Source organism: Caballeronia sp. AZ7_KS35, from assembly GCF_023631045.1.
Lineage (GTDB): Bacteria > Pseudomonadota > Gammaproteobacteria > Burkholderiales > Burkholderiaceae > Caballeronia > Caballeronia zhejiangensis.
The window spans coordinates 307964-329020 of record NZ_JALQDV010000009.1 but is presented as its reverse complement, the minus strand read 5'-3'; the positions used below and the strand labels follow the sequence as shown (position 1 = coordinate 329020).

Genomic DNA, 21057 nt, shown 5'->3' with positions numbered 1-21057 from the left:
AGGAAAGCCCCGTCTATCGATGTAGGAATGTTTGTACCGGCTGGCGGCGGCGCCGGATCAGATCAGGCCGTCGAACGGCACGATTTCGACTTCGTCGCCCGCTTCGACGTCGCCGCGCGCGTGCTCGAGCACGATGAAGCAGTTCGCTTCGCTCATCGAACTCAGCACGCCGGAACCCTGCGGACCGGTGGTGACGACGCGAAAGCGCCCGTCGTCGTCGCGCGTCGCGATTCCGCGCTGGAACTCGGTGCGGCCCGCGCGCTTTTTCATCGGCTCGGCGGCGCGCGCGCGGATGACGGTGAGCGGCTGGCGCATCGCGCCCGACATCGCCAGAAGCGCCTCGCGCACGATGAAGTAGAACGTCGCCATTACGGCGACCGGGTTCCCCGGCAACCCGAAGAAGAGCGCCGACTCGCCCGTGCCCGGGCGCTCGCCCGACCACAGCCGGCCGAATGCCAGCGGGCGGCCGGGGCGCATCGCGATCTTCCAGAAGGCGACGTCGCCGAGCGAATTCATCAGCGCGCGCGTGAAGTCCGCATCGCCAACCGACACGCCGCCCGAACTGATGACGACATCGGCGCTTTCGGTCGCATGACGCAGCGCCTTTTCGAGCGAGGCGCGATCGTCGCGCACGATACCCAGATCGACGGTTTCGACGCCGAGCCGCTTGAGCATTGCGAAGAGCGTGTAGCGATTACTGTCGTAAAGGCTGCCAGGGTTCAGCGTTTCGCCGACCGAACGCAATTCGTCGCCCGTCGAAAAGAAGGCGACGGTGAGCCGCCTGCGAACCGACACTTCGCCGATACCGAGCGACGCGAGCAAACCGAGATCCGATGCCCGCACGACGCGACCCGCGAGCAGCGCCGGCTTGCCTTTCGCGAGATCCTCGCCGGGGAGGCGGCGATTCTGGCCGGCACGGATCGTCGCCGGCGAAAAGCGGATCGCGTCGCCTTCGCGCGTGACGAACTCCTGCGGCACGACCGTGTCGCAGCCGGGCGGGATGAGCGCGCCCGTCATGATCCGCACGCATTGATCCGCGCCCGGCGCGCCTTCGAACGGCCGCCCGGCGAGCGCCGTGCCCGCGACGGACAAGCCGACCGTCTCGCCACCGCGCGAGAGCACATCGCCGGCGAACGCGTAGCCGTCCATCGCGGAATTGTCGTAAGCGGGAACGTCGATGGGCGAGATCACATCCTCGGCGAGCACGCGGCCGAGCGCGTCGAACAGGCTCACGCGCTCGATCTGCGCGTCCCGCATGCCCGGCATGGCCCACTGGCGCACGATTTCCTGCGCGGCTTCAACGGGCAGCGCATTCGGATCGTAGTGGGCGACGCAGGCGGAAAAATCCTTGGACGTGGTCATGAATCGGCGTGGATCGCGGCCGGAATCCGGCGAAGCAGCACGTGGCCGCGCGGTGGTTGAGCGCCCGCAATGGCGATGTGAGCGGGCAGCCGGTTGAACGAGTCAGCGGCGTTCCAGATCGGCGAGCTGCTGTAAATCGTTGATATTGTAAAACGCGCGTTCGTCGTGAAATTGGACTTCCACCGCCTTGTGGCGCGCGTACCACGCGCGCACCTTGCGCTCGCCCGCGTCCAGCCAGGCGTCCAGGTCGTCGGCGAGCGATGTACGCAGCAACGCGAAAACGGGGTGGGCCATGACTTCGCCCGACGCGTCGATTGTTGCTGCGTATGCAACGTCGCCGCCGTGCGCGTCGAGTGCTTGCATCAACGCGGCGCCGATGTGTTCGTCGACGAAAGGGGCGTCGCAAGGCGCGGTCAGAACGAATTCGGTGCTCGCAACGCGCAACGCAGCGGCGATGCCGGCGAGCGGCCCGGGGAAATCCGCGCGCGCGTCCGCGACAACGCGCGCGCCGAATGCCGCGCCGAGGCGCGCGTAGTCTTCGATGGAACGATTTGCGCTGATCAGAAGCGCGCCCGCCTGAGGCGCGATGCGCCGCATCACGTGCAACGCGAGCGGCTCACCGCGAAACGGCTGCATGCCCTTGTCGATGCCGCCCATGCGCGAGCCGCGTCCGCCCGCGAGCACGAGCGCCGTGACGCTGGACGATGAATGAGCGCTCAGCACGAACGATCCGCCGCGCTCAGCCGCCGATGTACGACATCTCGACGCGACGTGCATCGTCGCGAGATGGCGCCGATGCGCTGCCGCGCAATTGCGAATACCGGTCGCCGCGCGCCTCCCAGATTCGCGCGATGGCTGTGGCGACTTCGTCGTCGCCCGCGCCGCTGCGGATCAGTCCGCGCAGGTCGTGGCCGGAAACCGCGAAGAGACACAGATACAGCTTGCCTTCCGTCGAGAGCCGGGCACGCGTGCACGAGTCGCAAAACGCGCGTGTGACGCTCGAAATCACGCCGATTTCACCGCTGCCGTCGCGATAGCCCCAGCGCTGCGCCGTTTCCGCGGCCGTGTGGGCTTCGAGCGGTTCCAGCGGAAAGTGCGCGTCGATGCGTTCGACCACTTGCGCCGAAGGCAGCACTTCGCTCATGTTCCAGCCGTTCGACGCGCCGACATCCATATATTCGATGAAACGCAGAACCGCGCCGCTGCCTTTGAAATGGCGCGCCATCGGGACGATTTCCTGATCGTTCGTGCCGCGCTTCACGACCATGTTCACCTTGATCGGAGCGAGCCCGGCGGCTTGCGCCGTCTCGATGCCGTTCAGCACGTCGGCGACCGCGAAATCGGCATCGTTCATGCGGCGAAAGAGGGCGTCGTCGAGCGCATCGAGGCTCACGGTGACGCGCGACAAACCCGCGTCCTTCAGCGACTTCGCCTTGCGCGCGAGGAGCGAGCCGTTCGTCGTGAGCGTCAGATCGAGCGGGCGGCCTTCGGGCGTGCGCAACAGCGCGAGCCGCTCGATCAGGAATTCGATGTTCTTGCGCAGAAGCGGCTCGCCGCCCGTAAGGCGAATCTTTTCCACGCCATGCGCAACGAATACGCGCGCGAGGCGCTCGATTTCCTCGAACGAGAGCAGGGCGGCGTGCGGGAGAAACTGGTAATCCTTATCGAACACTTCGCGTGGCATGCAGTACACGCAGCGAAAGTTGCAGCGATCTGTCACGGAAATGCGCAAATCCCGCAATGGGCGCGCGAGCGTGTCCGTGAGCAGCCCGGACGGCGATGTCGCGGCGCCGGAGAAATCCGGGATCGCGCTGACATCGGCGAGAGGAATGATGCGTCGGGGCATGATGACTCGGGGCTCGGCTCGGCCGCTTCGGCCTTGTTCGAATAATGGTTGGATCGTTCCATTCTAACGGAAGCGGGACATCGGGACGCACTGCCACGGAGTCGCGGTTTTCCCTCGGTTCAGCCGTTTTACGACGCAAAAAAACGCCATCGATCGGGGATCGATGGCGTTTCTGGCTTTTGCCCGTTCACCGGAGTGAACGGGACGCGCGCGCTTAGTGGGCCTGCTTGCTGGTTTCCACTTGCTGCATGGGCGCGGTGTCGGCCGGCGGAAGTGCCTTGCGTTCGCGCGGCACGCGCACCGCAGCCGGCTCGCGTGCGGCGGCGGCATTGGCTTCGCGCAGCTTGCCTTCGTCGGTGTTCACCCAGACGAGGCCCGCACGCTCCAGCATCGGCTGAAGGGTGTCGACGGCGATCGGCGTCGACGTTGCAGGCGCGGCGGGCGCAGCGACTTTCACCGGCTCGTCGACGACTGCGACAGGCTCCGGCGCGAAGACCGGCGCTTGCGTCTGCGCTTGCGCGATCTCGACCGGCTTCACTGGCTCGACGGCCGTCGCTTCGGGCGTCGATGCGACAGCGGCGGTCTTCACCGGCTCGGCGACTTCGGCAGGCTCGGCCGCGACCGGCTCGACGGGCGTCGGCGCCGTTTCCACGGGCTTCGGCTCTTCGGATGCGACCGGCGCGGACGCGGGTGCGAACGGATCGGCCAATTTCGTCTCGGCGACCTTCGGCTCCGGACCGAACGGATTCTCGACCTCCGGTGCCGGAGCGGGCTTGGCGAAGAGATCGAAGTTCGTCGGTTCGGGCGTTTGCGCCTTCAGTTCGAAAGGCTCGGCCTCAACAGTCTTGGCGACCGGCGCTTCCTCCGCAGCGGCGGGCGCTTGCTCTTGCGGCTTCGCTTCGAGCGGCTGAGCGGCCGGTTGCTGCACCGACGCTTCCACCGGTTGCGGCGCGGCCGGGCGGGGTTCGCGACGTGCAGCCGCTTCCTGCGCGGCTTCCGCATCAAACACGCCGGCTTGCGCCGAAGTGCTCTCTGCTGCGCCTTCTGCTTCGGCGACGTCCGCCGCGTGATTCACCGTCATGCCGTCTTCTTCGCGCTCGCGACGACCGCCACGACGCCCACGGCGACGGCGACGACGCTCTTCGCCGTCACGTGCGGCCGCCGCGTCGGATGCCGCATCGATGCCGGCCACTTGCGCGTCCGCATTGGCTTGCGCCGCTTCGACGATTTCCGACGGCACCGTTTCGCCTTGCGTCAGCGCCTCGACGGCGGCTTCCGGTTGCGGCTTGCGACGCTCGCCGCGTTCCGCGCGCTCGGTTCGTTCAGCGCGGTCGCCACGCTCGGCGCGTTCGCCACGATCCGGACGCTCGCGGCGTTCCGGACGTTCGGTTGCTTCCGGACGCGCTGCGCGTTCCGCGTTGCGGTCGCGCGCTTCACGCGGTTCGCGTGCCTCGCGTGCCTCGCGCGGCTCGCGTGCTTCGCGTGCCTCGCGCGGTTCACGAGCCTCACGCGGCTCGCGGACTTCGCGCAGTTCACGACCTTCGCGTCCGCCACGCGCCTCGCGATCCTCACGACGGCCGCCCTGGCGCGCCGCGCCGTTGGCGCCCGCCGCCGTGCCTGCCGCAGCGCCTTCGCGCGCGGCGCCACCGCTACGTCGATTGCGGTTGCGATCGCCGCCGCCGGTGCGTTCACCGCGTTCGCGCGGCGCGCGCGTGGCCGGTTGCGCTTCGACCGGAGCCGGCGCGGGTTGCGGCGCAGGCTGAATGCCGAACAGATTCTTGATCCACGCGATGAATCCGCCGCTCGCCGGAACGGGCGTCGGCGCGGGCGCGGCCTCGACGGGCGCGGGCTTCACCGGCGCGCTCGGCGCGGGCTTCTCGGGCGTGATGCCCTTCACGGCGGCCTCCTGCTTCGGCTTCACCTCTTCGGTGCGCTTGCTGTAGCCGGTCTCCGATTCGAGCTCGCTCGCCGCTTCGACGGCCATCTTCCACGACGCGCGCGGATCGTCGAGACGCGCATCGTCGTGACGCAGACGCTCCAGCTTGTAGTGCGGCGTTTCGAGATGCTTGTTCGGAATCAGGACGACATTGACCTTGAAGCGCGACTCGATCTTGTTGATTTCCGAGCGCTTTTCGTTGAGCAGGAAGGCGGTCACCTCGACCGGCACCTGGCAATGGATCGCCGCGGTGTTTTCCTTCATCGCTTCTTCCTGGATGATCCGCAGCACTTGCAGCGCGGACGATTCGGTATCGCGGATGTGACCCGTGCCGTTGCAGCGCGGGCACGTCACGTGGCTGCCTTCCGACAGCGCCGGACGCAGGCGCTGACGCGACAGTTCCATCAGGCCGAAGCGCGAAATCTTGCCCATTTGTACGCGGGCGCGGTCGTGCTTCAACGCATCTTTCAGGCGCTGCTCGACTTCGCGCTGGCTCTTGGCCGATTCCATGTCGATGAAATCGATCACGATCAGCCCGCCCAGATCGCGCAGACGAAGCTGACGCGCGACTTCGTCGGCGGCTTCGAGATTGGTGCGCGTCGCGGTTTCCTCGATGTCCGCGCCCTTGGTCGCGCGCGCCGAGTTCACGTCGATGGCGACGAGCGCCTCGGTGTGATCGATCACGATCGCGCCGCCCGACGGCAGCGGCACCGTGCGCGAGTACGCGGTTTCGATCTGATGCTCGATCTGGAAGCGCGAGAAGAGCGGCACGTCGTCGTGATAGCGCTTCACCTTCGAGAGGTTGTCGGGCATCACGATATCCATGAAGGCGCGCGCCTGGTCATGGATTTCGGTCGTGTCGATGAGAATTTCGCCGATATCCGGCTGGAAGTAGTCGCGAATCGCGCGGATGACGAGGCTCGATTCGAGATAAATGAGCATCGGCTGGCCGGCGACGCCGCTCTGCGACGCGGCTTCGATCGCGCGCCACAGTTGCATCAGGTAGTTCAGGTCCCACTGGAGCTCTTCCGCCGAACGGCCGATACCCGCCGTGCGCGCGATGATGCTCATGCCTTCCGGCAGTTCGAGCTGCGCCATGGTTTCGCGCAGTTCCTGCCGTTCGTCGCCTTCGATGCGGCGCGACACGCCGCCGCCGCGCGGGTTGTTCGGCATCAGGACGAGGTAACGTCCGGCCAGCGAGATGAACGTGGTCAGCGCCGCGCCCTTGTTGCCGCGCTCTTCCTTCTCGACCTGGACGATGAGTTCCTGGCCTTCGCGCAGCGCGTCCTGAATGCGCGCGGAGCGCATCTCGACGCCATCGCGGAAATACTGGCGGGCGACTTCCTTGAACGGCAGGAAGCCGTGGCGGTCTTCACCGTAGTTGACGAAGCAGGCTTCGAGCGACGGCTCGATGCGGGTGACGACTCCCTTGTAGATGTTGCCTTTGCGCTGTTCGCGCCCGGCGGTTTCGATGTCGATATCGATGAGCTTCTGCCCATCGACGATGGCGACGCGCAATTCCTCTTGCTGCGTCGCGTTAAACAGCATTCGTTTCATGAAACGGCTCCAGAATGGCTCCGTCCTCCCTCGTCGTGCGAATCGGCGTCGGTGACTGATACATCACGCGCGCGAAGCGGGAAGGTGGGCGTGCCACGCTTTTTTGTGTGTTGTCACAAAGCACGCTGGAGCGGGACTTCTGGCGGGAGAATTGCCGAAAGCAGGCCGCGGCTTCCGCATCGGACAGCCGCGCCGTGGGGCGCATTGCGAAGCAACTGCGAGACGTACGACAGATCGCTCGGCTCGTGGCGAGGATGAACGGCGGCGCTGCGGCTCCGCGTCTCAAAATGGACGCGCCGAACCGGCCTGCGCTCTTGCAAAGAGCCTGATTCCTCCCAACGGCGGCCGCGAGGAAGAGCGGTCTCGCGCAAACCGGCGCGATGCTTCGTAACCGATCCTCTTTGCTGCCTTGCCGCGCCGGCGCGGCCGCGGGCCCGACTTGTTTCTGTCGGCTCCCGTCGGCTCGCGGCCGCATGTCTCGCCTCGTTTGCGGCGTTGTCGCGCTTCGCAGAAATCAGCGCAGCAGCGATTTCGCCGTCAGTTGTTCGCAAAATCGGCGAGCGTCGATTTGCCTTTTTCTCCCGCTCGACGGCAGGGTCGATCCGGGCTGGCATCCGGTTTTGCCGGGCGCCGTCGCTTCTCGCCGATAAAATTCTTTTTGACCAAAAATCCGTTACCGTCGGCGATCGACTCGACCGAACGCGCCTGTGGGCTCCGTCCTTGCCGGTGATATCGCCGTGCGTGCAACTCGTCGCTCTCGATTTTCCGGGTGAGCAACCGACCTTGGGCGCAAGTAAAATGATGGTTTATCGCTTGCACCGATACAGTCTGAATAATTCGGCCGCTGCTTGATCCTAAGCGTCGACCTTTTCAGGCTGCTCGCAAATTATATTCAGAATGAATGAGTTAGGCAAAACATCCCATAAACAGGTCGCAAGCGAACAAGTGTCGATGATCGAAGTCGACGAAACGGCCGCCGGTCAGCGGATCGACAATTTTTTGCTGCGCGTCTGCAAGGGCGTCCCGAAGAGCCATATTTACCGCATCCTCCGAAGTGGCGAAGTGCGCGTGAACAAGGGACGCATCGACGCGGCTTACCGGCTCGAGTTGGGCGATCTCGTGCGCGTGCCGCCGATCCGCATCGCGCAGCAGGACGCGGCGCCGGTGTCGTCGAACGCGCCCGCCGCCGAATTCCCGATTCTCTTCGAGGACGACCATCTGATCGTCATCGATAAACCGTCCGGCGTCGCGGTGCATGGCGGCAGCGGCGTCGCGTTCGGCGTCATCGAGCAGTTGCGCAATGCGCGGCCGCACGCAAAATTTCTCGAACTGGTGCATCGGCTGGATCGCGAGACGTCGGGCGTGCTCATGCTCGCCAAGAAGCGCCAGGCGCTCGTCGGGCTGCACGAGCAGATTCGCGAAAATCGGGTCGACAAGCGCTATTACGCGTGCGGTCACGGCGACTGGCAGAGCGACTGGGGCCGCCGGCGCATCGTCAAGGCGCCGTTGCATAAATATGTCGCAGCGGATGGCGAGCGGCGCGTGCGAATCCAGGAGAACGGGCTGCCGTCGCATACGGTCTTCAATCTGATCGAGCGCTGGCGCGACTACGCGTGGGTCGAGGCAGAGCTGAAAACCGGCCGCACGCACCAGATTCGCGTGCACATGGCGAGCATCGGCCTGCCGATCGCGGGCGACGCCAAATACGGCGATTTCGCGCTGAACAAGGAATTGGCCCGCCCGAGCGCGAAGCCGTCGCTGAAACGCATGTTTTTGCACGCGTATCGACTGAAAATCACGCACCCGGCGACGGGCGAGCCGCTGCAATTCGAAGCGCCGCTGCCCGTCGAGTGCAAACGGTTCATCGACCAACTGAAAAACCGGGAGACCGAGTAAATGGCGCGGCAGCAATTCGATCTGATCGTTTTCGACTGGGACGGCACGCTGATGGATTCGACCGTCCACATCACGCGCAGCATTCAGGCCGCGTGCCGCGACCTCGGGCTGCCGGTTCCCGCCGATGAATCCGCGAGCTATGTGATCGGCCTCGGCCTGAAGGACGCGCTGCAGATATGCGCGCCGACGCTCGATCCGTCCGACTATCCGCGCCTGGCCGAACGTTACCGCTTCCATTTCCTGACGATGGGCCAGAAAACCGAACTCTTCGGCGGCGTGCGTGAACTGCTGCAGGAATTGCGCGATCTCGGCTATTTTCTCGCGGTCGCGACGGGCAAGAGCCGCGTCGGGCTGAATCGCGCGCTCGACGAATCGCGGCTCACGAGCCTCTTCGACAGCACGCGCTGCGCGGACGAAACGTTCTCGAAGCCGCATCCCGCAATGTTGCAGGAACTCACGCGCGAGCTCGGGCAGGATCTCGGGCGCACGGTGATGATCGGCGACACGACGCACGATCTGCAGATGGCGATCAACGCGGGCGCGGCGGGCGTCGGCGTCGGTTATGGCGCGCATCCGGCCGATTCTCTCGCGGCGCTCAAGCCGCAGTACTGCGCCGACAGCGTCGCGTCGCTCGCCGGCTGGCTGCGGGAGCACGCATGAGCGAACCGGTGCGGGTATGCGCGTCCGACGAACTCGTCGATGGCGGCGCGGGCGTGCGCGTCAACGCGACCGAAGCGAGCGGCGACGCGGTCGTGTTCTTCGTCCGATACGGCGGCGAAGCGTTCGGTTATCTGAACCGGTGCGCGCACGTGCCGATGGAGCTCGACTGGAACGAGGGCCAGTTCTTCGAAAGCTCGGGCCTATACTTGATGTGCGCGACGCACGGGGCGATCTACGAGCCCGATACCGGCAAATGCGTCGGCGGTCCTTGCCGCGGCGCGCGCCTGCGGGCCGTGACGGTCGAAGAGCGCGACACGCCGGAAGGGCGGGCGGTCTTCTGGCTGCCCGACGACGCCCTGCGTCCCGCCTGATTCAATCTCTACATATCCACGACGCATGTCCGACAACATTCCGCCGCGCAATAACGACAACTGGGAGCGCGAAGCGCTCGAACGCATCGCGCTCGCCGCGATTCGCGAGCAGCGCGCCGCGCGTCGCTGGCGCATCTTCTTTCGCTTCCTGTTTCTCGGCGTGATCGCGCTGATCGCCTGGGGCGTGTTCGATTTCACCGGCGATCGTGCCGCGAAGGCTGGCAAGCACACGGCGCTCATCGATCTGCAGGGCGAGATCTCCGCGAACAGCGATGCCAGCGCCGACAACATCGACGGTGCGCTACAGAGCGCGTTCGAGGACGAGAACACGGCGGGCGTGATTCTGCGCATCAACAGTCCGGGCGGCAGTCCGGTGCAGGCGGGCATCATCAACGGCGAAATCCGGCGGCTGCGCGCGAAGTATCCGAAGACGCCGCTGTACGTGGTCGTCGACGACATGTGCGCGTCGGGCGGCTATTACGTCGCGGCGGCGGCGGACAAGATTTACGTCGACCGCGCGAGCATCGTCGGCTCGATCGGCGTGCTGATGGACGGCTTCGGCTTCACGGGCCTGATGGACAAGCTCGGCATCCAGCGCCGCATGCACACGTCGGGCGCGAACAAGGGCGCGTTTGACCCGTTCTCGCCGGAAACGCCCGCGATGAACGCGCACGCGCAGGAAATGCTCGATCAAATTCACACGCAGTTCATCGATGCCGTGAAGCTCGGGCGCGGCAAGCGTCTGAAGGATGATCCGGAGCTGTTCTCGGGCATGTTCTGGACCGGCGAAAAGAGCGTCGAACTCGGTCTCGCCGATGGTTTCGGCGACGCCAGCTATGTCGCGCGCGAGGTCATCAAGCAGCCGGATATCGTCGATTACACGCAAAAGGAAAGCATCAGCGAGCGTGTGGTGCGGCGCTTCGGCGCATCCGTGGGCGATGCCGCCATGCGCGCGCTCACGCTCGGCGGCAAGCCCCAGTTGCGCTGAGTTTTACGAAGCCAGCAAGAGGAAGATCGCCGGGCGCTTATGCAGGTCCGGCGCGGCCTGCTTCTTCCAGTCGGCCGCCGTGCGCGTGACGATGTTTTCGCCCGGCAGCGTCAGATCGACGGCGACGCAAATGAGCGTCGACGGCGCGCAGCCAGCGATGAGCGCGTCGAGCATCGCCTTATTGCGATAGGGCGTCTCAATGAAAATCTGCGTCTGATTGGCCTTGCGCGACAGTTGCTCCAGTTCGCGCAGCCGTTTCGCGCGTTCGCCGGCATCGACCGGCAGATAGCCGTTGAACGCGAAGCTCTGGCCGTTCATGCCGGAAGCCATCAGCGCGAGCAAGATCGAGCTCGGTCCGACGAACGGCACGACCTTCACGCCACGCTGATGCGCGCGCCGCACGAGCAACGCACCGGGATCGGCGACGGCGGGACAGCCCGCTTCGGAGACGAGGCCGGCGTCGGTGCCGGCGAGGATCGGCGCGAGCAGCTTGTCGATTTCCGCTGGCGGCGTGTTCACGTTCAGCTCGCGCACCTCGATTTCCTGAATCGGACGTTCGGTGCCCACTTTCTTCAGAAAGGCGCGCGTCGTTTTGGCGTTTTCGCCGATGTAGTACGCGAGCGCGGCCGCCTGCGCGCGCACCGGTTCGGGCAAAACTTGGGCGAGCGCGTCGGCGTCGCCTTCGCCGAGCGTGTTCGGAATCAGATAGAGAACGCCGCTCATGCCGCCTCCGGCACCGGATGGCCGGCGTTCGCGAGCATTCCGGTCAGCGCGATCAGCGGCAGGCCGATCAGCGCGGTGGGATCGTCGGATTCGATCGCTTCGAGCAACGCGATGCCCAGGCCTTCCGCCTTGGCGCTGCCGGCGCAGTCGTACGGCGTTTCGGCGCGCAGGTACGTCTCGATCTGGGCGTCCGAATAGCGACGAAACCGCACGCGCGTGACGATATCGGCGGATTGCGCGTCGCCCGTGCGGCTGTCGAACAGGCAAAGCGCGCTGTGGAATTCGACGCTGCGTCCGCGCATCGCCTGGAGCTGGGCGAAGGCTTTCTCGTGCGTGCCGGGCTTGCCGATCTGCTTGCCGTCGAAGGTCGCCACCTGATCCGAGCCGATCACGAGGGCGTTCGCGTCGTTGCCGCTCCGTCCGGCCGCCGCACGCGCCTTGGCGATCGAGAGCCGAACCGCGGTCGCTTCGGGCGTTTCGTTGGTGAGCGGCGTTTCGTCGATATCGGGCGACACGACGTCGAACGGAATGCGCAAGCGTTCGAGCAATTCGCGCCGATAAGGTGAACTGGACGCCAGAATCAGGCGTGGCGGCGATTTCGAAGCTTCAGACATGAGACGAACCGGACAAAAAAGGGTGTAAAAACGACGGGCTGCGATTCAGCCCTTAAGTATTTGACTCGAAAGAACAAAGCCGATATGATTTTGGGCTTTTCATCGGTACGTGCGCGGGCGAAGGCTCTCCTGTCATCGATGAAACCGGTCGAGCCGAAGAGTCAGAAAGCACGAGGTCAGACAGCATGATGCCGGCCAGATGCACATTGGGGCAAATTCGGGCAAGTCGGGCCTGCATCGAAGCTGCATTTAAGCCGAGTCGCGGTGCATACTGAGCACTCACCGGTAGCACTAACCCAAGTAAGGCCAAGCAGGAGCGCACATGACTCAGAATCCTGGCAAACCTGTGAGCCCCGCCGATCCGCGCGCGCTCGACATTTACGAATTCGCCAAGAGCGGCAGGCAATCGGCCGGCGCGCTGCGTGTGTCGCAGATGCCGCGCATGTTAGCCGAAGTGCCGGCTGATGTGCCAGACGGCGATACCGTGTTCACCTGGCAAGGCGAGGGCTCGACCCAGCCGGAATTGCAGGACGACGGCACGGAGGCGCCGCAGCCGTATCTGCGTCTTGCGGTGCACGGTTCGGTGTGGCTCACGTGCCAGCGCTGCCTTCAGCCGTATTCGCAGCATCTCGATGTCGATGCGACATATCGGATCGTGGCGACGGAAGAAGAAGCGGACGAATTTCCGCTCGACGACGATGAAGTCGAAGTGATCGTGGGCTCGCGCCAGTTCGATCTCGTCGACTTGATCGAAGAGGAGTTGTTGTTGTCCTTGCCGCTCGTGCCCAAGCACAACGTATGTCCCGAGACGCACGAAAGTCTGCTTCCGGGCACGGCGGACGACGAGCCGGATGAAAGCGGTGTGACGGATGAGGACGAAAAGCCGAATCCGTTTGCCGTGCTGGAGAAGCTCAAGGGCGGCTCCGACGGCAAGAAGCACTGAAATGGTTTTGTAGCACGCAACAAACTGGTAGCGCGATGTGCGCACCCGATGGCCGAACGGCCGAGGGCTGTCGGCGGATCGGGCTGTGTTAGAATTCGCAAAATTTTTCTGGAGTAATCATGGCAGTTCAGCAAAACAAGAAGTCGCCGTCGAAGCGCGGCATGCACCGTTCCCACGACTTCCTCCCGACGGCTCCGCTGGCTGTCGAGCCGAGCACGGGCGAGGTGCATATGCGCCACCACGTGAGCCCGAACGGCTACTATCGTGGCAAGAAAGTCATCAAGACGAAGAACGACTAAGCGTTCATCGACGCTCGATGCGCCCGCCGGAATCATTCCACGGGCGCGCGGGCGCAACTCGCTCTTGACACTTTCCCGGTACGACGAGAAGGCGGCATTTCACTGCCGCTTTTTTGTGTCCGAAATTCGTCGCGTTCCATGACTGTAAAGATAACCATCGACTGCATGGGAGGCGACCACGGTCCGGCCGTGACCGTTCCCGCTGCCGTCAATTTCGTGCGCTCGCACCCCGACGCGCACTTGATGCTCGTCGGTCTCGAGCAGCCCATCCGCGCTCAGCTCAAGAAGTACAAGGCTTCCGACGAGCCGCGTCTGACCGTCGTTCCCGCCAGCGAAGTCGTCGCGATGGACGACCCGGTCGAAGTCGCGCTGCGCAAGAAGAAAGATTCGTCGATGCGCGTCGCGCTCAATCTCGTGAAAGAGGGCGAGGCGCAGACCTGCATTTCCGCCGGCAACACCGGCGCGCTCATGGCGGTGTCGCGCTATGTGCTGAAGACGCTCGCCGGTATCGAGCGGCCTGCCATTGCGTTCGCGATGCCGAGCCAGAAGGGCTACACCACGGTGCTCGACCTGGGCGCCAACGTCGATTGCGAACCCGAGCATCTGCTGCAGTTCGCGGAGATGGGCCACGCGCTCGTATCGGCGATCGAAGGGCGCGAACGGCCCACGATCGGTCTGCTCAACATCGGCGAAGAAGTCATCAAGGGCAACGAAACGATCAAGCGCGCGGGCGAGCTGCTGCGCGCGAGCACGCTCAACTTCTACGGCAACGTGGAAGGCAACGACATCTATAAAGGTACGACCGATGTCGTCGTGTGCGACGGCTTCGTCGGCAATGTCGCGCTGAAGACCTCCGAAGGTCTCGCGAAAATGCTCGCCGACATGATCAAGGAAGAGTTCAGCCGCAACTTCGCCTCGAAGTTGATGGCGCTCGTCGCGCTGCCCGTGCTGAAGCGTTTCAAGAGGCGTGTCGATCCGGCGCAATATAACGGCGCGGCCTTGCTCGGCCTGCGCGGGCTTGTAATCAAAAGTCACGGTTCGGCCGAGGCCTTCGGGTTTGAGTGGGCCATCAAACGCGGGTATGATGCCGTCAAAAATGGCGTGCTCGAACGCCTGGTGCGCGCGATGGAAGAAAACGCTCCCGCCGCGCGCGAGGCGGACGCGAAGGGTCCCGCGTCGGCGGCCGCGGATCAATCGATCCAGCAGGCCGCTTCACAGCTGAACCCACAGCCAAACTCGCAGCCGAACCCGCCGGGCGAGTCCGGTACTGCGCTACATTCGAAGGCATAATGGCTCAATCCAATCTTTACTCTCGCGTGCTGGGCACCGGCAGCTATCTGCCGTCCGAGCGTGTCACGAATCAGGACTTGGCGGACCGTCTCGCGAAGCAGGGCGTCGAGACCAATGACGAATGGATCGTCGCGCGCACCGGCATTCACGCGCGACATTTCGCAGCACCGGATCAAACCACGAGCGATCTCGCGCTGATCGCTTCGCAGAAGGCGATCGAGGCGGCGGGCATCGATCCGCAATCGATCGATCTGATCATCGTCGCGACTTCCACGCCTGACTTCGTGTTCCCGAGCACGGCGTGCCTGTTGCAAAACAAGCTCGGCATCAAGAACAACGGCGCGGCCTTCGACGTGCAGGCGGTGTGCTCCGGTTTCGCCTACGGCGTCGCGACGGCGGACAGCTTCATTCGCAGCGGCATGAACCGCACGGCGCTCGTCGTCGGCGCGGAGACGTTCTCGCGCATTCTCGATTTCAACGATCGCACCACGTGCGTGCTGTTCGGCGACGGCGCGGGCGCGGTCATCCTCCAGGCGTCCGATGAGCCCGGCGTGCTGTCGAGCGCGCTGCACGCGGACGGCAGCTATTCGGACATTCTCTGCACGCCGGGCAACGTGAACGGCGGCGTGGTTCAGGGCAGCGCGTTCCTGCACATGGACGGGCAAGCGGTGTTCAAGCTCGCGGTCAACGTGCTCGAAAAGGTCGCGCTCGAAGCGCTCGACAAGGCGAAGCTCACGCCTGAAGACATCGACTGGCTGATTCCGCATCAGGCCAACATCCGCATCATGCAAAGTACGGCGCGCAAGCTGCATCTGCCGCCGGAGCGCATGGTCGTGACGGTCGGCGAGCATGGCAACACGTCGGCGGCATCGATTCCGCTCGCGCTCGACGTCGCGGTGCGCGACGGCCGCATCAAGCGCGGCGACAACATTCTCATCGAAGGCGTGGGCGGCGGCTTCACGTGGGGCGCGTCGGTCATCCGCTACTGATTCGCCGATCAGATCCCTCTACCCAATTCGTAACTGATCCCTCTTCATCGCTGACCCCGCGCGCTCCTCCAGCGCGCGGTCCATGAGGACATCGCGGATCATTCCAATCAACGAGGACGATATGAAATTTGCGTTCGTTTTCCCCGGACAAGGCTCGCAGTCCATCGGCATGCTCAACGCATTCGCCGATCACGCGATCGTGCGCGAGACCGTGCAGCAGGCTTCCGACGCGCTCGGCCAGGATCTCGGCAAGCTGATCGCCGAAGGCCCGGCAGAAGAGCTGAACCTGACGACGAACACGCAGCCCGTCATGCTGACGGCCGCGTATGCGATTTATCGCGTGTGTGAAAAGGAAACGGGCCTGAAGCCTGCGCTCGTCGCTGGTCACAGCCTCGGTGAATACACCGCGCTCGTCGCGGCGGGCGCGCTCGCGTTCGCGGACGCCGTGCCGCTCGTGCGTTTTCGCGCGCAGGCGATGCAGAACGCGGTGCCGGTCGGCGAAGGCGGCATGGCCGCGATCCTCGGCCTCGACGACGACACCGTGCGCGCCGTGTGCGCTGAAGCCTCGTCGGCGGGCGTCGTCGAAGCGGTGAACTTCAATGCGCCGGCGCAGGTGGTCATCGCCGGTTCGAAGGCGGCCGTCGAGAAAGCGTGCGAGCTGGCGAAGGCGAAGGGCGCGAAGCGTGCGCTGCCGCTGCCGGTTTCCGCGCCGTTCCACTCTTCGCTGCTCAAGCCCGCATCGGATCAGTTGCGCGACTATCTCGCCAACGTCGAAGTGAAGGCGCCGCAGATTCCGCTGATCAATAACGTCGACGTCGCGATCGTCTCCGATCCCGCCGCGATCAAGGACGCGCTGGTGCGTCAGGCCGCCGGTCCGGTGCGCTGGGTCGAGTGCGTGCAGGCGATGGCGAAAGACGGCATCACGCACGTCATCGAATGCGGTCCGGGCAAGGTGCTCGCGGGCCTGACGAAGCGTATCGACGGTAATCTCGTCGGCGGCTCGATCTTCGATCCGGCATCGCTCGAAGAAACGCGCAAACTGATCGCTGGCTAAGGACGAACAACATGAATCTGCAAAACCAGGTAGCAATCGTCACGGGCGCGTCGCGTGGCATCGGACGCGCGATCGCGCTCGAACTCGCGAAGCAGGGCGCGACGGTCATCGGCACGGCGACGAGCGAAAGCGGTGCTGCGGGCATCAGCGAAGCGTTGCAGCAAGCGGGCGGAAAGGGCCGTGGCGCGGTGCTGAACGTGAACGACGCCGCCGCGGCGGATGCATTCATCGACGGCATCGTCAAGGAATTCGGCGGGCTGAACGTGCTCGTCAACAATGCGGGCATCACGAAGGATCAGCTCGCGATGCGGATGAAGGACGACGAGTTCGACGCCGTCATCGATACGAACCTGCGCGCGGTGTTCCGTCTTTCGCGCGCGGTGCTGCGCCCGATGATGAAGGCGCGCGGCGGCCGCATCATCAACATCACGTCGGTGGTGGGTTCGTCGGGCAATCCTGGCCAGGCCAACTACGCGGCGGCAAAGGCTGGCGTCGCCGGCATGACGCGCGCGCTCGCGCGTGAGATCGGCAGCCGCGGCATCACCGTGAACTGCATCGCGCCCGGTTTCATCGACACCGACATGACCAAGGTTCTGCCGGAAGAGCAGCGCACCGCGCTCACCGCGTCTATCCCACTTGGCCGACTGGGCGCGCCCGAAGACATCGCGCATGCTGTGGCATTCCTGGCCTCGCCGTTCGCCGGTTACATCACCGGCACGACGCTGCATGTGAACGGCGGCATGTACATGTAAGGCCTTAATAGGCATTTCGCAGAATTTCGCTTAATATCCGCGCCGGAACGGGCGCGCAAAATGCTCGAAAGAGCATCGTGCGTACCGCTTTCGCGCGGCAGTGAAGAATCGATGCAATGCCGGCCGCCGCCCTCTTGATGAAGGGCAGGACACGGTGGAGCATGGAACTGACGCGTCGTATTTTGCGGGTCCAAACCTGATAAAATGCGCGCACTTGTATTTTTGAACTTTTTTCCCCTCGGAGGGCTGCATGGACAACATCGAACAGCGCGTGAAGAAGATCGTCGCCGAACAACTGGGCGTGGCGGAAGCCGAAATCAAGAACGAAGCTTCGTTCGTGAACGATCTGGGCGCTGACTCGCTCGATACGGTCGAACTCGTCATGGCGCTGGAAGACGAATTCGGCATGGAAATTCCCGATGAAGAGGCCGAAAAGATCACCACGGTTCAGCAAGCGATCGACTACGCGCGCGCCAACGTCAAGGCCTAAGGCCGGACGCGCCAGCGACTCATCGTCAATCAGCTCGATGCATCGTCGCTGCAAACCGATTTGACAGCCACAGGGCACACAGGGCGGTTTCCTGTGGCCGCTGTGGCTTTTGTTTTTCGTCATTCTATGGATAAGGGGTTACCGTGAGCCGTCGTCGAGTTGTTGTTACAGGCCTTGGGCTCGTATCGCCTGTCGGCAATACTGTTGCCGACGGCTGGGCCAATCTGGTCGCGGGCAAGTCGGGCATCGCCAATATCACGAAGTTCGACGCGACGAACTTTTCCACGCGTTTCGCCGGTGAGGTGAAGGGCTTCAATATCGAAGACTACATGCCCGCCAAAGAGGCGCGCCATATGGATACGTTCATCCATTATGGTTTCGCCGCGGGCGTGCAGGCCATGCAGGACAGCGGCCTCGAAATCACCGATGAAAACTCGGAGCGCGTGGGCGTCGTGGTCGGCTCGGGCATCGGCGGTCTGCCGATGATCGAAGTCACGCAAACCGAACTGCTCAATCGCGGCCCGCGCCGCATTTCGCCGTTCTTCGTGCCGGCGTCGATCATCAACATGATCTCCGGCCATCTTTCGATCCGCTTCGGTCTGAAAGGCCCGAATCTGTCGATGGTCACGGCCTGCACCACCGGCCTGCACTGCATCGGCGAGGCGTCGCGACTGATCGAATACGGCGACGCGGACGTCATGATCGCGGGCGGCGCGGAAGCCACGGTTTCCCCGCTCGGCATCGGCGGTTTCGCGGCAGCGCGCGCGCTCTCGCAGCGCAATGACGATCCCGCGACGGCGAGCCGTCCGTGGGACACCGACCGCGACGGCTTCGTTCTCGGCGAAGGCGCGGGCGTGATGGTGCTCGAAGAGTACGAGCACGCGAAGAAGCGCGGCGCGAAGATCTACGCGGAAGTGCTCGGCTACGGCATGAGCGGCGACGCGTATCACATGACCGCGCCGCCGGAAGACGGCGACGGCGGCCGCCGCGCGATGGTCAACGCGATGAAGAACGCGCGCATCAATCCCGATGAAGTGAACTACGTCAACGCGCACGGCACGTCGACGCCGCTCGGCGACATCGCGGAGACGATCGGCATCACGCGTGCGCTCGGCGATCAGGCGAAGAAGGTCGTCGTGAACTCCACCAAGTCGATGACCGGCCACCTGCTGGGCGGCGCGGGCGGCCTGGAGTCGGTGTTCACCGTGCTGGCGATCCACAATCAGGTGTCGCCGCCGACCATCAACATCTTCAATCAGGATCCGAAGTGCGACCTGGACTACTGCGCGAACACCGCGCGGGAGATGAAGATCGACGTGGCGGTCAAGAACTCGTTCGGCTTCGGCGGCACGAACGGCTCGCTCGTCTTCAAGCGCCACTGAGCTCGGCGCGCTCGTCATCGCGGGGATCCATATGGCGAGCGTGTGTGTGAATCGGCCGCATCGTGACGCAGGCGTCGCGATGCGGCCGTCGCGTTTCTTGCGGGGCGCAATGCTCGGCTTCGTAGCCGTTGCGGGAGCGTCGGTGTTCCAGTGCGTTTTCGCGCATGCGGAGCACGCGGGGCACGCCGCCGTCGCTTGCGCGGCGGCGCTGGCGGTGCTCGGGCTGGCGTCGTACCGGTGGATGAACGCCCAGCCATCGGCGATTGGCCTTCTTTCCGAGGGCATCACGATCTGGAACCGAAGCGGCGAGATGCGCCACACGAGCATCGCTGGGTGCGCGCAATGGAGCGGACGCCTCATCGCGTTGACGCTTTGCGATGCGCGCGGGCGGCGCGAAACGCTCGTCGTCGCGGCCGATTCCGTCGATGCCGACACCTTCCGCCAGCTCTCGGTCCAGGCTCGCCGCGCCGCAGCGTCCCACCTGTAACGACTGTAACGGCGCATGAGCGTTCCGGTAGCCTTACAGGCGGTAACGCTACAATAGCCGTCCGCGCAACTTCCCCAAGCTAATCGGATTTCCCAGGTGAGTGAAAAAGAAATCGACCAATTGCTGGTCGAACGTGTCCAGAAGGGTGACAAGGCCGCGTTCGAACTGCTGGTCGCCAAATACCACCGCAAGATCATTCGACTGATCTCGCGCCTCGTGCGCGACCCCGCCGAGGTCGAGGACGTCGCCCAGGACGCCTTCATCAAGGCCTACCGCGCGCTGCCGCAGTTTCGCGGCGAATCGGCGTTTTATACCTGGCTTTACCGCATTGCTGTCAATACGGCAAAAAACTATCTTGCAACTCAGGGCCGCCGCGCTCCCACTTCTACCGAAGCCGATGCAGAAGAAGCGGAAACTTTCTCCGACGCGGACCAACTAAGGGATATCAACACGCCCGAGTCGATGTTGATGAGCAAGCAGATCGCTCAGACTGTCAACGCCGCGATGGCGTTGCTGCCCGAGGAATTGCGCACCGCCATCACGCTTCGGGAGATTGAAGGACTGAGCTACGAGGAAATCGCCGAAATGATGGATTGCCCGATCGGCACCGTCAGATCGAGAATTTTTCGTGCTCGCGAAGCCATTGCGGCAAAATTGCGTCCGTTGTTGGACACTCCCGAAGGCAAACGCTGGTAGGCGGCGAAAACCCTCGGGGCAGGGACGCGATATCTGGGTTGGTGGTGTCACAACGGGGTGTGGTCAAAGATGGGGAGCATCATGGGGTCGGTCTCGGTGCAGAATCAAACACAGGCGGGTTCGCGCGGCGAGCGCATGTCGGCTTTCGTCGACGGCGAAGCGCTCGGCGAAATTGGCAGCATCAGCCAGTTTCTCGCGGATCTGAAAGGCGACGAACGCGCGGCGTGGTCGGAATATCACCTGATCGGCGACGCCTTGCGCTCCGACGATCTCGCGGTCAGCCCGGCGCGCAGCAGCGCGTTCATGGCCGCATTCTCCGAACGTTTCGAAGCTGAGGCGCACGTACTCGCGCCGGCTGCATTGCCGGGCGTGACGACGAAAGCGCGGGGCGGCATGTTGCGCCGTCGCGTGATGCCGGCCTTCGCGGTTGCCGCGGCGGCCGCTACGCTGACATGGATCGTCGTGCCGCAGCTGCAAGGCGTCGATCGCAACTCGGGCGCGCAGGTGGCGAGCGTCGCGCCGGCGGATTCGTCGATGCAGCGGGTGGCGCTCGCGTCGGTGCCCGCGGTAACCACGCGTACGCCGATCGTCGAAGCGAACATCATCCGCGACGCGAATCTCGATCAGTATCTCGAAGCGCATCAGCAGTTCTCCCAGCAGCCCGCGATGCCCGGTTCGATGCCCCTGATTCGCGCGGCGGCTATAACGCAAGGCCAATAATT

Annotated in this window: 22 protein-coding genes; 16 read left to right on the top strand and 6 right to left on the bottom strand. The window is 64.3% G+C overall.

All coding sequences use genetic code 11. From position 1 onward, the window contains the following. Nucleotides 1-57: 57 nt before the first annotated feature. The 4 genes from moeA to NCT05_RS11740 form a co-directional block, all read right to left on the bottom strand. A complete protein-coding gene (gene moeA / locus NCT05_RS11755; protein ID WP_250502304.1) occupies nt 58-1362 on the bottom strand; it encodes a molybdopterin molybdotransferase MoeA in 1305 nt (434 codons plus the stop codon). Between the two features lie 102 nt (nt 1363-1464). After that, a complete protein-coding gene (mobA, locus tag NCT05_RS11750) occupies nt 1465-2019 on the bottom strand; it encodes a molybdenum cofactor guanylyltransferase MobA (protein WP_235366333.1) in 555 nt (184 codons plus the stop codon). An 82-nt stretch (nt 2020-2101) separates the two neighbouring features. After that, nucleotides 2102-3208: a GTP 3',8-cyclase MoaA gene (gene moaA / locus NCT05_RS11745; protein ID WP_250458307.1), complete on the bottom strand. Its 1107-nt coding sequence runs from the start codon at nt 3206-3208 to the stop codon at nt 2102-2104. Nucleotides 3209-3422: 214 nt separating this feature from the next. Then, on the bottom strand, nt 3423-6701 hold the full coding sequence (locus NCT05_RS11740; RefSeq protein ID WP_250502303.1) for an Rne/Rng family ribonuclease: 3279 nt from the start codon (nt 6699-6701) through the stop codon (nt 3423-3425). A gap of 495 nt (nt 6702-7196) precedes the next feature. Between NCT05_RS11740 and NCT05_RS11735 the strand changes: the two genes are divergently transcribed. The 5 genes from NCT05_RS11735 to NCT05_RS11715 are packed head-to-tail and all read left to right on the top strand — an operon-like array spanning nt 7197 to nt 10616. Further along, a complete protein-coding gene (locus NCT05_RS11735) occupies nt 7197-7553 on the top strand; it encodes a hypothetical protein (RefSeq protein ID WP_144403826.1) in 357 nt (118 codons plus the stop codon). A 45-nt stretch (nt 7554-7598) separates the two neighbouring features. After that, the gene (locus tag NCT05_RS11730; RefSeq protein WP_250440017.1) at nt 7599-8597 is read left to right on the top strand and encodes an RluA family pseudouridine synthase; all 999 of its coding nucleotides are present in this window, start codon (nt 7599-7601) and stop codon (nt 8595-8597) included. Next, nucleotides 8598-9257 (top strand): HAD-IA family hydrolase, encoded by a 660-nt coding sequence (locus tag NCT05_RS11725; RefSeq protein WP_008342265.1) that lies wholly within the window; start codon nt 8598-8600, stop codon nt 9255-9257. Continuing rightward, complete coding sequence (locus NCT05_RS11720) at nt 9254-9628, top strand: Rieske (2Fe-2S) protein (RefSeq protein WP_250478766.1); 375 nt, start codon at nt 9254-9256, stop codon at nt 9626-9628. The genes NCT05_RS11725 and NCT05_RS11720 overlap by 4 nt, the downstream gene beginning before the upstream one ends. Before the next feature lie 25 nt (nt 9629-9653). Further along, a complete protein-coding gene (locus tag NCT05_RS11715) occupies nt 9654-10616 on the top strand; it encodes a S49 family peptidase (RefSeq protein WP_008342262.1) in 963 nt (320 codons plus the stop codon). Nucleotides 10617-10619: 3 nt separating this feature from the next. Here NCT05_RS11715 and NCT05_RS11710 read toward each other — a convergent pair whose 3' ends face one another. Together NCT05_RS11710 and NCT05_RS11705 are read right to left on the bottom strand one after the other, a co-directional pair. Continuing rightward, nucleotides 10620-11339, bottom strand: a complete 720-nt coding sequence (locus NCT05_RS11710; RefSeq protein ID WP_034473543.1) for an SAM-dependent methyltransferase — start codon at nt 11337-11339, stop codon at nt 10620-10622. Beyond that, the gene (locus NCT05_RS11705) at nt 11336-11953 is read right to left on the bottom strand and encodes a Maf-like protein (RefSeq protein WP_250502302.1); all 618 of its coding nucleotides are present in this window, start codon (nt 11951-11953) and stop codon (nt 11336-11338) included. The genes NCT05_RS11710 and NCT05_RS11705 overlap by 4 nt, the downstream gene beginning before the upstream one ends. Nucleotides 11954-12275: 322 nt before the next feature. Between NCT05_RS11705 and NCT05_RS11700 the strand changes: the two genes are divergently transcribed. The 11 genes from NCT05_RS11700 to NCT05_RS11650 all read left to right on the top strand — a co-directional run bounded on the left by NCT05_RS11700 (nt 12276) and on the right by NCT05_RS11650 (nt 21055). Beyond that, nucleotides 12276-12896: a DUF177 domain-containing protein gene (locus NCT05_RS11700; protein WP_250440015.1), complete on the top strand. Its 621-nt coding sequence runs from the start codon at nt 12276-12278 to the stop codon at nt 12894-12896. Between the two features lie 119 nt (nt 12897-13015). After that, nucleotides 13016-13195: a 50S ribosomal protein L32 gene (gene rpmF, locus NCT05_RS11695; protein ID WP_008342254.1), complete on the top strand. Its 180-nt coding sequence runs from the start codon at nt 13016-13018 to the stop codon at nt 13193-13195. A gap of 138 nt (nt 13196-13333) precedes the next feature. After that, a complete protein-coding gene (plsX, locus tag NCT05_RS11690; protein ID WP_250502301.1) occupies nt 13334-14485 on the top strand; it encodes a phosphate acyltransferase PlsX in 1152 nt (383 codons plus the stop codon). After that, nucleotides 14485-15474: a beta-ketoacyl-ACP synthase III gene (locus NCT05_RS11685; RefSeq protein WP_034473534.1), complete on the top strand. Its 990-nt coding sequence runs from the start codon at nt 14485-14487 to the stop codon at nt 15472-15474. Before plsX ends, NCT05_RS11685 begins: the two co-directional genes overlap by 1 nt. 121 nt (nt 15475-15595) lie before the next feature. After that, a complete protein-coding gene (gene fabD, locus NCT05_RS11680) occupies nt 15596-16528 on the top strand; it encodes an ACP S-malonyltransferase (RefSeq protein ID WP_250502300.1) in 933 nt (310 codons plus the stop codon). A gap of 11 nt (nt 16529-16539) precedes the next feature. After that, the gene (fabG, locus tag NCT05_RS11675) at nt 16540-17280 is read left to right on the top strand and encodes a 3-oxoacyl-ACP reductase FabG (RefSeq protein WP_034473531.1); all 741 of its coding nucleotides are present in this window, start codon (nt 16540-16542) and stop codon (nt 17278-17280) included. 250 nt (nt 17281-17530) lie between these two features. Further along, entirely contained in the window at nt 17531-17770 is a 240-nt protein-coding gene (acpP, locus tag NCT05_RS11670) for an acyl carrier protein (protein ID WP_004197638.1), read from the top strand. Between the two features lie 143 nt (nt 17771-17913). Continuing rightward, nucleotides 17914-19152, top strand: a complete 1239-nt coding sequence (fabF, locus tag NCT05_RS11665) for a beta-ketoacyl-ACP synthase II (protein ID WP_008342106.1) — start codon at nt 17914-17916, stop codon at nt 19150-19152. A gap of 31 nt (nt 19153-19183) precedes the next feature. Then, the gene (locus NCT05_RS11660) at nt 19184-19639 is read left to right on the top strand and encodes a protein YgfX (RefSeq protein WP_350030082.1); all 456 of its coding nucleotides are present in this window, start codon (nt 19184-19186) and stop codon (nt 19637-19639) included. A gap of 96 nt (nt 19640-19735) precedes the next feature. Continuing rightward, nucleotides 19736-20335 carry an RNA polymerase sigma factor RpoE gene (rpoE, locus tag NCT05_RS11655; protein ID WP_008342103.1) on the top strand — a complete coding sequence of 200 codons (600 nt, stop codon included), beginning with the start codon at nt 19736-19738 and terminating at the stop codon, nt 20333-20335. An 81-nt stretch (nt 20336-20416) separates the two neighbouring features. Then, a complete protein-coding gene (locus NCT05_RS11650) occupies nt 20417-21055 on the top strand; it encodes a sigma-E factor negative regulatory protein (protein WP_008342099.1) in 639 nt (212 codons plus the stop codon). Nucleotides 21056-21057 lie beyond the last annotated feature (2 nt).

Coding starts and splice junctions, on each gene's coding strand:
- mobA (WP_235366333.1), bottom strand. CDS start 2,019: ATGGGCGGCATCGACAAGGGCATGCAGCCGTTTCGCGGTGAGCCGCTC.
- NCT05_RS11720 (WP_250478766.1), top strand. CDS start 9,254: ATGAGCGAACCGGTGCGGGTATGCGCGTCCGACGAACTCGTCGATGGC.
- NCT05_RS11715 (WP_008342262.1), top strand. CDS start 9,654: ATGTCCGACAACATTCCGCCGCGCAATAACGACAACTGGGAGCGCGAA.
- NCT05_RS11700 (WP_250440015.1), top strand. CDS start 12,276: ATGACTCAGAATCCTGGCAAACCTGTGAGCCCCGCCGATCCGCGCGCG.
- plsX (WP_250502301.1), top strand. CDS start 13,334: ATGACTGTAAAGATAACCATCGACTGCATGGGAGGCGACCACGGTCCG.
- moaA (WP_250458307.1), bottom strand. CDS start 3,208: ATGCCCCGACGCATCATTCCTCTCGCCGATGTCAGCGCGATCCCGGAT.
- NCT05_RS11710 (WP_034473543.1), bottom strand. CDS start 11,339: ATGAGCGGCGTTCTCTATCTGATTCCGAACACGCTCGGCGAAGGCGAC.
- NCT05_RS11740 (WP_250502303.1), bottom strand. CDS start 6,701: ATGAAACGAATGCTGTTTAACGCGACGCAGCAAGAGGAATTGCGCGTC.
- NCT05_RS11685 (WP_034473534.1), top strand. CDS start 14,485: ATGGCTCAATCCAATCTTTACTCTCGCGTGCTGGGCACCGGCAGCTAT.
- NCT05_RS11660 (WP_350030082.1), top strand. CDS start 19,184: ATGGCGAGCGTGTGTGTGAATCGGCCGCATCGTGACGCAGGCGTCGCG.
- NCT05_RS11650 (WP_008342099.1), top strand. CDS start 20,417: ATGGGGTCGGTCTCGGTGCAGAATCAAACACAGGCGGGTTCGCGCGGC.
- moeA (WP_250502304.1), bottom strand. CDS start 1,362: ATGACCACGTCCAAGGATTTTTCCGCCTGCGTCGCCCACTACGATCCG.
- rpmF (WP_008342254.1), top strand. CDS start 13,016: ATGGCAGTTCAGCAAAACAAGAAGTCGCCGTCGAAGCGCGGCATGCAC.
- NCT05_RS11730 (WP_250440017.1), top strand. CDS start 7,599: ATGAATGAGTTAGGCAAAACATCCCATAAACAGGTCGCAAGCGAACAA.
- fabG (WP_034473531.1), top strand. CDS start 16,540: ATGAATCTGCAAAACCAGGTAGCAATCGTCACGGGCGCGTCGCGTGGC.
- acpP (WP_004197638.1), top strand. CDS start 17,531: ATGGACAACATCGAACAGCGCGTGAAGAAGATCGTCGCCGAACAACTG.
- fabD (WP_250502300.1), top strand. CDS start 15,596: ATGAAATTTGCGTTCGTTTTCCCCGGACAAGGCTCGCAGTCCATCGGC.
- NCT05_RS11725 (WP_008342265.1), top strand. CDS start 8,598: ATGGCGCGGCAGCAATTCGATCTGATCGTTTTCGACTGGGACGGCACG.
- NCT05_RS11705 (WP_250502302.1), bottom strand. CDS start 11,953: ATGTCTGAAGCTTCGAAATCGCCGCCACGCCTGATTCTGGCGTCCAGT.